The 11,719-nt window shown below is 35.2% G+C and carries 10 protein-coding genes and 1 other annotated feature (1 of these 11 cut by a window edge); of the genes, 6 read left to right on the top strand and 4 right to left on the bottom strand.

Translation table 11 applies throughout. From position 1 onward, the window contains the following. Positions 1-51 (top strand) — a binding site (T-box leader) (it extends 155 nt beyond the left edge of the window). Between the two features lie 53 nt (positions 52-104). Beyond that, positions 105-1,379 carry a tyrosine--tRNA ligase gene (gene tyrS, locus ACERII_RS17195; protein ID WP_373643977.1) on the top strand — a complete coding sequence of 425 codons (1,275 nt, stop codon included), beginning with the start codon at positions 105-107 and terminating at the stop codon, positions 1,377-1,379. 100 nt (positions 1,380-1,479) lie between these two features. Here tyrS and rpsD read toward each other — a convergent pair whose 3' ends face one another. Further along, complete coding sequence (gene rpsD / locus ACERII_RS17190) at positions 1,480-2,082, bottom strand: 30S ribosomal protein S4 (protein WP_373643976.1); 603 nt, start codon at positions 2,080-2,082, stop codon at positions 1,480-1,482. Positions 2,083-2,746: 664 nt separating this feature from the next. Then, entirely contained in the window at positions 2,747-3,226 is a 480-nt protein-coding gene (locus ACERII_RS17185) for a GAF domain-containing protein (RefSeq protein ID WP_373643974.1), read from the bottom strand. A 99-nt stretch (positions 3,227-3,325) separates the two neighbouring features. Here ACERII_RS17185 and refZ point away from each other — a divergent pair, with 99 nt between their 5' ends. Beyond that, a complete protein-coding gene (gene refZ / locus ACERII_RS17180; RefSeq protein WP_373643973.1) occupies positions 3,326-3,946 on the top strand; it encodes a forespore capture DNA-binding protein RefZ in 621 nt (206 codons plus the stop codon). Here refZ and hisJ read toward each other — a convergent pair. Next, positions 3,943-4,749 (bottom strand): histidinol-phosphatase HisJ, encoded by an 807-nt coding sequence (gene hisJ / locus ACERII_RS17175; RefSeq protein WP_373643972.1) that lies wholly within the window; start codon positions 4,747-4,749, stop codon positions 3,943-3,945. The genes refZ and hisJ overlap by 4 nt on opposite strands. A 359-nt stretch (positions 4,750-5,108) precedes the next feature. Between hisJ and ezrA the strand changes: the two genes are divergently transcribed. Then, positions 5,109-6,797 (top strand): septation ring formation regulator EzrA, encoded by a 1,689-nt coding sequence (ezrA, locus tag ACERII_RS17170; protein WP_373643971.1) that lies wholly within the window; start codon positions 5,109-5,111, stop codon positions 6,795-6,797. A gap of 142 nt (positions 6,798-6,939) precedes the next feature. On the opposite strand, the gene brnQ is transcribed toward ezrA, so the two are convergent. Then, positions 6,940-8,238, bottom strand: a complete 1,299-nt coding sequence (brnQ, locus tag ACERII_RS17165) for a branched-chain amino acid transport system II carrier protein (RefSeq protein WP_373643970.1) — start codon at positions 8,236-8,238, stop codon at positions 6,940-6,942. A 741-nt stretch (positions 8,239-8,979) separates the two neighbouring features. Between brnQ and ACERII_RS17160 the strand changes: the two genes are divergently transcribed. The 3 genes from ACERII_RS17160 (at position 8,980) to ACERII_RS17150 (ending at position 11,675) form a co-directional block, all read left to right on the top strand. Further along, positions 8,980-10,122 (top strand): cysteine desulfurase family protein, encoded by a 1,143-nt coding sequence (locus tag ACERII_RS17160; RefSeq protein ID WP_373643969.1) that lies wholly within the window; start codon positions 8,980-8,982, stop codon positions 10,120-10,122. After that, entirely contained in the window at positions 10,119-11,327 is a 1,209-nt protein-coding gene (thiI, locus tag ACERII_RS17155; protein WP_373643967.1) for a tRNA uracil 4-sulfurtransferase ThiI, read from the top strand. Before ACERII_RS17160 ends, thiI begins: the two co-directional genes overlap by 4 nt. A gap of 144 nt (positions 11,328-11,471) precedes the next feature. Continuing rightward, the gene (locus ACERII_RS17150) at positions 11,472-11,675 is read left to right on the top strand and encodes an alpha/beta-type small acid-soluble spore protein (RefSeq protein WP_373643966.1); all 204 of its coding nucleotides are present in this window, start codon (positions 11,472-11,474) and stop codon (positions 11,673-11,675) included. Positions 11,676-11,719 lie beyond the last annotated feature (44 nt).

Here is an 11,719-nt window from a genome sequence, read left to right as displayed (position 1 = left end):
ATATTAGTTAATTTTCAATCAGGGTGGTACCGCGAGCATCTCGTCCCTTTTTTTGGGAGGAGTTTTTTTGTTTTTTAAACAATGAAAGAGAAGGAGAGAAAATCATGACATTACTTGAAGATTTACAATTTCGTGGTTTAGTAAATCAGGTGACAGATGAAGAAGGTTTAACTGAACTTTTAAATAAGGAACAAGTAACATTATATTGTGGCTTTGATCCAACAGGAGATAGTTTGCATATTGGGCATTTATTAACAATTCTAACATTGCGTCGTTTTCAAAATGCGGGTCATAAACCGCTAGCACTAGTTGGTGGAGCAACAGGATTAATTGGGGATCCAAGTGGCAAAAAAGCGGAAAGATCATTGAATGAACAGAATGTAGTTGTAGAATTTAGTAATAAAATTAAAGATCAATTATCTCGATTTTTAGATTTTGAAGGTGAATCAGGAGCTAAGCTTGTTAATAACTATGACTGGATTGGATCTATGTCTGTTATTGATTTTTTACGGGATGTTGGGAAAAATTTTGGTTTAAACTACATGTTAGCAAAAGACTCTGTAGAATCTAGAATTTCTTCAGGTATCTCATTTACAGAATTTAGTTACATGATTTTACAATCGTATGATTTTTATCAATTATATAGGGAAGAAGGCTGTAAACTTCAAATAGGTGGAAGTGATCAATGGGGAAATATTACTGCAGGGTTAGAATTAATCCGTAAAATGTCTGGTCAAGAAGAGGATGAAAGAGCAAAAGCTTTTGGTTTTACTATACCATTGGTAACAAAATCTGATGGAACGAAATTTGGTAAAACAGAAGGTGGAGCTATTTGGTTAGATTCAGAAAAAACATCTCCTTATGAGTTTTATCAGTTCTTACTTAATACTGATGACAATGATGTAATTAAGTTCTTAAAATACTTCACTTTTGTTTCAAGGGAAGAAATTGAAGCGTTAGAAGTAGAAAGAAATGAGCGACCTCATGAACGTGCTGCACAAAAACGTTTAGCGGAAGAGCTAACTACTTTCGTCCATGGAGAAGCCGCTTTAAAGCAAGCGGAAAATATCTCATCAGCATTATTCGGTGGAGGAAACTTAAAAGAACTCACTGCTGATGAGGTACTCCAAGGATTTAAAGATGTTCCTTCTTATACAGTTACAGAAGGAGAGATTGGGTTAATCGACTTATTAGTAAATGCAGGAATTGCTTCATCAAAACGTCAAGCTCGAGAAGATATTAGTAACGGTGCAGTTTATATTAATGGAGACCGATGTCAGGAGCTTGAGAAAACAATATCTGGTGCAGATAAAATTGATGGTCAATTTACAATCATTCGTAGAGGGAAAAAGAAGTTCTTCTTGATTCGTTATGCCTAGATAAAAGGGGAAGGGTTGTGCAGCAGGGGAAGCCTGCTACACAGCCTCTTTTTCCTATAATAATAAAACACAGCCCATAATAGGCTGTGTTTTATTATTATTAACGAGAGTAGAACTCAACGATAAGTTGTTCGCTGATTTCAGCAGGTAATTCAGAACGCTCTGGTAGACGAGTGTATTTACCTTCTAAAGCTTCAGCATCAAACTCAAGGTAACCAGGTACGAAGTCGTTTGCCTCAACAGAGTTTTTAACGATGTCAAAATTACGTGATTTTTCACGAACTGCAATTACTTGTCCAGGTACTACACGGTATGATGGGATATCAACGCGTCCACCATCTACAGTGATATGTCCGTGGTTTACTAATTGACGAGCTTGACGACGTGTACGAGCAAGACCTAAACGGTAAACAAGGTTATCAAGACGAGATTCAAGCAAGATCATGAAGTTCTCACCGTGGATACCTTTTAATTTACCAGCTTGAGAGAATAATTTACGGAATTGTCTTTCGTTCATTCCGTACATGTGACGTAACTTTTGCTTCTCTTGAAGCTGAAGTCCGTATTCAGAAAGTTTTTTACGTTGGTTAGGACCGTGTTCTCCAGGTCCATAAGGGCGTTTTTGAAGCTCTTTTCCAGTTCCGCTTAGGGAAATTCCTAAACGACGGGAAAGCTTCCAACTTGGTCCAGTATATCGAGCCATATTTAGCTCCTCCTTTATATTAAAAAAATCCGTGAAAATAAATAACAGTGGCAATCTCATTCATCTAGTCATTTTATTTTCATGTATCCTCGCCTCGACAGCTAGAGGTTACTCGATACACCTCGTTTTTTAGCAACGGTACGCCGTTGCGACACAGTTGTGCCAGCACATATATGTAGTGCTATCAAACGGGAATAAAATGGATGCCAAATGACGTTTACCTTGGCTGTCTTATTAACACAAAGAATAGTGTATAATTTTTTGGCAATGAAGTCAAGTGAATCTTATGCATAGAAAGAAAGAAATTTTTATTATTTTTCATAATTTTATATATCAGAAGGTAAGGTTTTTGTTATAGGATAGGAGTAAGGATTGCTTTATATTTTTTCTAATCTTTATGACAGAATAACCCTTATAAAGATAGAAAAAGGAGGCTGGGGCATAGGTGTTCTATTTCTCTAAGAAATCCGAACAAATACTTGTGTAAAATATTCGCTTCGAAAATATACTACGCCTCCTTGTGCTTAAGCACTGTGGGTGGGGTCTCACCTTTGTCTTTTAATCCCGCAGGAGTCTAAGTATATTTCCTCCGCTAATGTTGTTGTCTGACGTTCGTATTTTTCACTGAAATATTTTAGTTATGTCCTAGATTTATTTGTACAACTTACAAATAAGAAACTAATGTTTTTACATACAATTCAAGGCCATACTGATCTTCCTCAGAAAAACGATTCTTTAATGGACTATCAATATCTAACACACCGAGAAGTTCTCCGTTTTTTATGAGTGGGATTACAATTTCGGAATTAGAAGCTGCATCACATGCAATGTGACCTGGGAATTCATGTACATCTTTTACGCGAATCGTTTTTCTTTCTTTTGTTGCATTACCACAGACACCCTTGCCATCAGGAATTCTTACACATGCAGGGAGCCCTTGAAATGGCCCTAAAACTAATTCGTTGTTTTTCCATATATAGAATCCAACCCAATTTACATTTTGTAAAAACTGATTTAACAAAGCAGAAGCATTACTTAAGTTTGCAATAGTATCGTTTTCCCCATCTAATAATGCTGAAAGTTGTTTTGATAATGATTCATATTGCTGTTGTATTGGTCCATTATAATTTTGAACTTGAAACATGACACTACCTCCTCTTACTATTTCAAAAAGTATATCATAATTTACGTTAGTGTAGTAAAGCGAAACGATGTGAAAGTTGAATAATAAGGTGGTGATAGAATGAAAAGCAAAGCTTCAAAGGAAAAGGTTATTAAAGCATCTATTGACCTGTTTAATGTGCAAGGTTTCTCAGGAACTTCTGTTAGAGATATTGCAAGCAAAGCAAATTGTAATGTAGCGCTAATCTCATATTATTTTGGAAATAAACAAGGACTTCTCGAGGAACTGATTACACAATTTTTAGAAGGTTATATTGAAGTTATTGAGTCGCATGTGAAGAAAGCAGAATTAAAAGTAGATACTGCTTATGATTGTCTGTTAAATGCTATTTGGGAAGTATTGCTATACCAACAAGAAAAACATCAACTTGCTCGATTTGTTCATAGAGAAATAACATTAGACACTACACTTGTTAGAGAATTAATGTCTACTTATTTGACAAAAGAGAAGCATCTTTTTCACACCTTAATGATGATAGGATATGAGAATAAAGAAATGGATTCCATTCCAAATGAGTATTTTGTACTTCAACTAAGAGGAATGTTAACAATGCCATTTCTTCATCCACAATATATTAGAGAGGTATATCATTTAATGCCACACGAAAAACATTTTTTAGATCAATATTTTTCAGAAATAGGCAATTGGGTCGCTACTCATTTTAATAATACAGTAACTTAATAGAGTATATGCTTACATTCAGCTAACCCTTGGCCAAGTTGTTTCGCCGCATGTGCATCGGAACCATAAATTAGAGGGATACCTAATTTCCTTGCTTCATGAATATATAGCAGTGGTGGATAAATCTCTTTGCAATGCGGTTTAATTAATCCTGCTCCATTTACATCTAATGAATAGTTGTGATTTTTTATATCCTTTAGGATCTTTTGGATATATACATTGTCTTCGAAGGTCCGAGGAAATAGTTCTTGAAATTTACGTACAAGAGTGATATGACCAATTCTTTTTGGTTTGAAAGGACCTAATTCGGATGTAATAGAAAGATTAAGAGTGTCAAAATATCTTTGATACACCGTTTCTAATGAAGAATAGTGATCAATTAAATACTTAAATGAATCAGGAGAATAATCTAAGCAAATATAGTTTCCTGGCGAGTATTGAATAAAATGAACAGAAAGAATAGAATCGTCTAACATATCACCCCACTCATGAAGAAAATCAGTCGTTTCTTTTTCATATCCTTCAATATAATCTACTTCTAATCCAATGTTTATTTTTATATCGTTTTCATATTCTTTCTTAATAATAGTTAAATCGTCTATGTACTTTTCTAGATGTGCCATTTTCATTCCGCTATCTTTCAGTGGAACTGGATCAACAAACTGTTCAGGTAAGGGCGCATGTTCCGTAAAAGTCATTTCTGAATACCCTAATTGAATACCTCTTTCAATATATTGTTTAAACGAATCTGAGCTACCATGAGGACAATACGGACTATGTATGTGACCATCTCGATGATACAATAACATCATCTCCTAAAAAAAAGTATTTTTAATTTAAGAAAAATAACTCCAAAATGCATGTTTCGTGCTATCATAAAAGGAAGAAAAACATAAAAAAAACATTTATTTTGTAAAAAAATATACCTTTTTGTATGTTAAAATAAGGATAATTATATTTATAAACATAAAAACATGATTTTAAATTTTCTAATTAATGTCTAGCACCGAGGCGTCATCCCATGTCAACAACTTGCTTGATTACTTGCATTTCGTTGATGAGAATATGCCTTGCGCTTTTCTAATTATATGGAACATATCATAAAATGTCTAAAACATTATTCCTCCAATTACAAAATTAAATGCAGAAGGGAAGGCCTCATATGGAGTTTGTTTATGGATTAATTGTATTAGTGCTGATTGTTTTTATTTATGGGGCATGGTTTAGGAAGAGAATATATAAAGAGGTAGATAGGTTAGATAATGAAAAAATTCAACTTCTAAATGAACCTGTGACGGAACAACTTTCGAAAATTAAGGGATTAACAATGCTTGGTGAGACAGAAGAAAGATTTGAACAATGGAGAAATAACTGGGATGAAATCGTTACGATTAAGTTACCAGATATAGAGGAAAAGATTTTCGATATTGAAGAGTTTGCTAATAAGTATCGATTTAATAAAGCGAAAAAAATCATTAAGTTTGTTGATGATGAGATTCTCAATATAAAAACACACTTAGAAGAAATGATAAAAGAAATTGAGCTGTTAGTTGAGAGTGAAGAGCAAAATCGAGAAGATATACATGATGTGAAAGAAGCGTATGAAGTAACAAAAGAAATGTTACGGACACAAAAAGGGTCCTTAGGTGGAACGGTTTCGACATTCGAACGTAACTTAACTGAAATAAAAGGGCTTTTTGCGTCTTTTGATGAAGAGACTGAGAAAGGTAACTACTTACAAGCTCGTGAAGTACTTTTGGAAATTAAATCCGAATTGGATTACATACAGGATCTAATCCCTTCTATTCCTCATTACTTATTACAATTGGAGAAGGAACTACCAAAACAGATGGAAGAGTTGGAAAATGGAATAACAGAGCTAAATGATGAGGGCTATCCTATGGAACATTTTACGTTTAAACGTCAATTGAGTGACATGAAACGTCGTTTATTAGCACTAATTCCTCTCGTAGAACACTTAAAGTTAGATGAAGCTTCCGGACCAATGGAATTAATTCAAAAGGAAATTGATGACATTTACGAAAAACTAGAGTATGAAGTTATTTCTAAGCAATTTGTTGAGCGAGAGTTACCAACTCTTCAAGAAAGGGTATCCAAACTACCTTTCTCTTTTCAAAAGCTAAGGTCAGATACTGAAACTGTAAAAATGAGTTACCGTATTTCAGAGGAAGAAGATAGGAAGCAATTGAAAATGGAAAAGATGGTTAAGGAACTAGTAAATCAATTTTATGTTATCCTCGATTCGATCGATGAAAAAAAACAATCCTTTACAGCTATTCGTCAAATACTAATTGTTCAGAAAGAATCCATTGAAAAAATGGAAGAAGAGATGAATGAAATAAAAGGACGATTAGATCACTTGAGAAGTGATGAGAGGTCAGCAGAAGAAACCATTTTAAAGCTCAGACGAAAGCTAATTGAAGGTCAGAAACAACTCAAGCGAAGTAATCTACCTGGAGTACCAGAATCCTTAATTTATGAAATTGATGTTGCTGAAAAATTAATAATTCAGGCAGCAGAGAAATTAAATGAACTACCATTGTCGATTGATGAAATTGTAAGTAGGGTAGATGATGCAAAAGTCCATGTAGATAAATGTGTGGAAAATCTTACGAAAGTCATTGAAAAAGCTTCTTTAGCTGAACAAGTGATACAATATGGAAATAGATTTAGGAGTCAATATGATGAGGTTAATATCCGTTTACTAGAAGCAGAAGACTATTTCCGACATAGTGAATATAGTGATGCTTTAGAAGTTGCCATAACTGCTATTGAACCAATCGATCCCAATGTATTGGAAAAGGTATCAGGATATAGTACTGTACAATAATGAAAGGGCTGTACCAAGGTCATCAGGAAACCTTGATACAGCCTTTTTCCTTTGTTCTGTAAACTCGATGTTGTTTTTTTACTACAGCTCTAGGCTTTCTTAGGATGAACCGCAAGTACTCTCCATTCTCTTTTCGAGAATCTTATTTAACTGTAGATCTTGAAAAATATCCAATTACTCCCCCAAATAAAGCCGGAGTGAGCCAGGCTAACCCTATGTTTGAAAAGGGAAGAAATTGTAGGAATGGTAGAAATGTTTCGCTAAATACTACCGTTTGGCTAAGTCCATCGGGGATACTAACGATAGCTGCACCAATAACAGAACCCTTATATATATTTGAATCTTTTCCAAAGTCACCAAATTGAGTGTAAAGGATTAGAACAATCGCAATTGGATATATCATAAATAACATTGGAATAGAAAACTGAATTAGCTGGGTTAGCCCCATATTAGCCATGAAAAAACTAAATAAAGCTATTATGCCAGTAGTGAGTTCATAGGGAACTTTTGGCATGGAGCGTTGAATATACTCTCCAAATGCAGCGATTAAACCAACCGAAGTGGTTAAACAAGCAATCGTAATAATAACACTTAATAGAATAAGACCCTTAGAACCTAAAAGTTGCTGTGATATTCCAGAAAGTATTGTACCACCGTTTTCTTGGTAACCAATTATATTTACACTTGTGGCTCCTAAATAAGCGAGAGATAAATAAACGAACACGAGCCCTGTACCAGCTATAAAACTAATTTGTGTAGCACGTTTTACTAACTCTGATGGAGTTGTTACACCACGCTCCTTTAGTCTAGATATAACTATTATCCCAAATACTAATGCGGCTATGGCGTCCATTGTAAAGTACCCTTCTTGAAAACCAGTAAAAAAAGGAAAGTCACTATATGCTGTCAAAGGTGGATTTGGTGATCCCATTGGATTTAAAATTCCAGTAACAGTTAACACTGCAAGTACAGCAACAAGAATAGGCGTTAAGACTTTACCTATGCGTCCAACTAGTTTCGATGGATTTAAGCTTAACCAATAACTAATTCCAAAAAAACAGACTGTAAACAAGAATAAGGTTAATCTTGAAGGTGTTTCTAGGTAAGGTAATAAACCAATTTCATAAGCAACAGAACCAGTTCTGGGAATTCCAAACAAGGGTCCAATTGCTAAATAAACAGATAATGGAAATATCACCGAAAAAATAGGGCCAACTCTTTCAGAGACAGTTTGTAATGTTCCTCCTGTTTTAGCTATTGCAATAATTGCTAATATAGGTAGTCCGACTCCCGTTACTAAAAAGCCAATTGTTGCGAATAAAACACTCGTTCCTGCAGCTTGACCCAACGATGGAGGGAAAATTAAGTTTCCTGCACCTAAAAACAGTGCAAACATCATTAATCCAATTGTAATGGTATCCTTAGAAGAAAAGACTCGCATGGAGATACCTCCTTTATTTTGATAGTATGTTTGAAGAATGTTGATTTATGTAGATTTTCTGACAAAGACAGACCAAAGAATTGTACCACATCTTGAAAATGTCGACAGTGAATTTATTGTGAATTTTAAGGTGGATATATATTGGTAGAGGAATTGCACCTTGGCGGATACGTTATAAAGTATCTTAGTACTCTTCACTTTATATGGAATGAGCGAATGCCCACGGAACTCCAGTGGGAAGCAGAGCAGAGGCGCGACACCCGTTGTAGGCGGAATTGACGAAGGTGGCTCCTCACAGGAAAAGGATTGGGTAGTAGGGGAAGGAATACAAACCAATAAAGTTAGGGTTACTAGATAGTTTGATTCCATTTACTTTCGTATTTTTAGGGTAGACACCCATGTAAGGTGAAAATTTGCACCATGGAGGATGGAAATAACTAATTAGCAGTAGTTTAGTACATTCAACGATATATATGGAATGAGTGTAAGCCAGCGAGACTCCTGTGGGAAGCAGAGCAACGGCGAGATACCGAAGAGTGCTTGCACTCGAAGGTAGCTCGGCAGCTCCCCTAGGAAAGCGAGTAGGTTGAAACGAATGGAATATAAACCAACAAAGTTAGTAATACTAGATAGTTTGACTCCTCATTGACACGCGTATTTTCAGGGTAGACAATTATTGTTGTAAAAATAAAGTTTATGGTAAGATAAGGTGTTACATATGTAAGAAAAAGGAGCTATTGTATGATTTATTTTGATAATAGTGCTACGACAAAACCTTATAAAGAAGTAGTGGAAACATATATAAAAGTGGCAGAAGATTACTTTGGAAATCCATCGTCCTTACACCCTTTAGGGAAGGTAGCTGAACGTCTTCTTACTCAAGCAAGAGAGCTTGCTGCGAACTTATTGCATGTAAAGCCACAAGAAATTATTTTCACTTCAGGTGGTACAGAAGGTAATAATCTAGCTATTAAAGGCACAGCAAGACTTCTTTCAAAACGAGGGAAACATCTAATCACAAGTTCCATGGAGCACGCTTCCTCACTAGAAGCTTTTCAACAATTAGAAAAAGAAGGTTTCCAAGTTACTTATTTAAAACCGGATAAAAATGGAATAATAAATATGGAACAAGTAGAAGCAGCAATAAGAAATGAGACAATTCTAGTATCTTTAATCCACGTAAATAATGAAGTTGGATCCATAGTTCCAATAGAAGCAATTGGTGAACTTCTTTCTCACCATCCAAAAATTCTTTTTCATGTAGACAGTGTCCAGGGAATCTCAAAGGTACCTCTTAACCTGCATAAAGGAAAAGTAGACTTTTGTACATTATCAGCACATAAATTCCATGGTATGAAAGGGAATGGAATTTTATTTGTTCGAGATGGAGTTCGACTAACCCCGTTATTTTCGGGGGGAAGTCAAGAACGGGGGAACAGAGCTGGAACAGAAAATGTTGCAGGTGTTGTAGCAATGGTGAAAGCACTCCGGCTTAGCATGGAAGCGTCAAAAACAGAATTAACAAAATTAACGGAACTTAATGAATGGTTAAAACAGAAATGTGAGAGTATTACTGGCGTTATGATTAACTCACCAACAAAACGCTCTCCCCATATACTGAATCTTTCTGTGTTAGGTGTGAAGCCAGAGGTAATTGTTCAATCGTTAGGAGAGCACGATATATATGTATCAACAAAATCTGCTTGTTCATCAAAACAAGCAGAACCAAGTAGAGTGTTATTAGAAATGGGATATGACGAAAATAGAGCATCAACTGCAATTCGTTTATCTTTTACATTTGAAAATACAATGGAAGAAGCACAAGCATTCCTTTCTGTTTTTACAAAAATAGTAGAGGAGCTAAAAAAGGTGGTAGAAAAATGAACTATAATCACATTTTAATTCGGTATAATGAGTTAGCCTTAAAAGGGAAAAACCGTAAAGATTTTGAAAGAAAATTACTAGAAAACATTAAGTTTGCTCTGCAAAACTTTTCAGGAGTGAAGGTAAATCGTTCTTTTGGACGGATGTTCGTCGAATTAAATGGCGCTGATGAGTCTGCTGTTTCAGAACGACTGCAAGATGTTTTTGGAATTCATTCCTTTAGTCCTGCATTGAAAGTGGAATTAAACCAAGAGAAGATTGATGCTGCTGCATTATGGGCCATGAAAGATGCTTTACCTAACGAGGACGGAACGTTCAAAGTAACAGTAAAAAGGCCAAATAAAAATTATCCAATCGGTTCCCAGCAATTAAATTATGATATTGGTTCCCATATTTTACGAAACACAAAGGATATTACAGTAAATGTTCATCATCCTGATGTAGAGGTTAAGGTAGAAATTCGTGAAGAAGCAGCTTACATTACATGCAAAAACGTAAAAGGTCCAGGTGGATTGCCGATCCGAACTGCTGGTAAAGTTCTTCTTATGTTATCAGGAGGAATTGATAGTCCAGTGGCTGGTTACCTTGCTTTAAAACGAGGAGTTTTGCTTGAAGCAATCCATTTTCATAGCCCACCATTTACAAATGAGCGTGCAAGACAAAAAGTAGAAGATCTAGCAAGAGTCTTAACTAGGTATGGTGGCAGTATGAAGCTACATGTTGTTCCATTTACAGATGCTCAGAAAGAAATCCATAAACAAATTCCAGATAGCTATGAAATGACAATTATGAGAAGAATGATGCTTCGTATTGCAGAAGCTGCTGCAAAAAAATATGAAGCATTAGCAATTGTAAATGGAGAGAGTCTTGGTCAGGTAGCAAGTCAAACATTAGATAGTATGCATACAATCAATGAAGTGACAAGTATTCCTATATTACGCCCATTAATTACAACAGATAAATTAGATGTTATTGAAGTTGCGAAAAAAATAGGAACATACGACTTATCCATTCTTCCATTTGAAGATTGCTGTACTATTTTCTTACCGCCAAATTCTAAAACAAAACCGAATCTGGAAAAAGCAAAGTTATATGAAAAAGAGTTGGACATTGATCATTTAGTTAAAGATGCTGTTGATCGAATAGAGTCCATAAAGATAACACCGAAGACGATTATCGAAGAAGAATTTAATAATCTTTTTTAAAATAGTTTGCTTCTAAAACCGATTACTATGATTTTATATGACTTAGTCTCGGACTTGCTAAATATTGGTATGAAAAAACACTGTTTATCATGAATTAACTTCTTTTTATTTGCACATTCTATGTTTACAAGGGAGGTGAAAAACATGGCGAACAACAATAGTTCTAACCAATTATTAGTCCCTGGTGTCCAACAAGCGTTGGATCAAATGAAATATGAAATTGCTCAAGAGTTTGGTGTCAACCTTGGTCCTGATACAACTTCTCGCGCTAACGGATCTGTAGGTGGCGAGATTACAAAGCGCCTTGTAAGCATGGCACAACAACAAATGAGTGGAACACAACAATAATAAGTATGGATTGGAAGAGGTATCTTTTAACAAGGTACCTCTTC

It is taken from the genome of Evansella sp. AB-rgal1, from assembly GCF_041820985.1.
Lineage (GTDB): Bacteria > Bacillota > Bacilli > Bacillales > Salisediminibacteriaceae > Evansella.
Note: the sequence above shows the minus strand (reverse complement) of the source record. Positions and strands in the feature narration are given on the sequence as shown.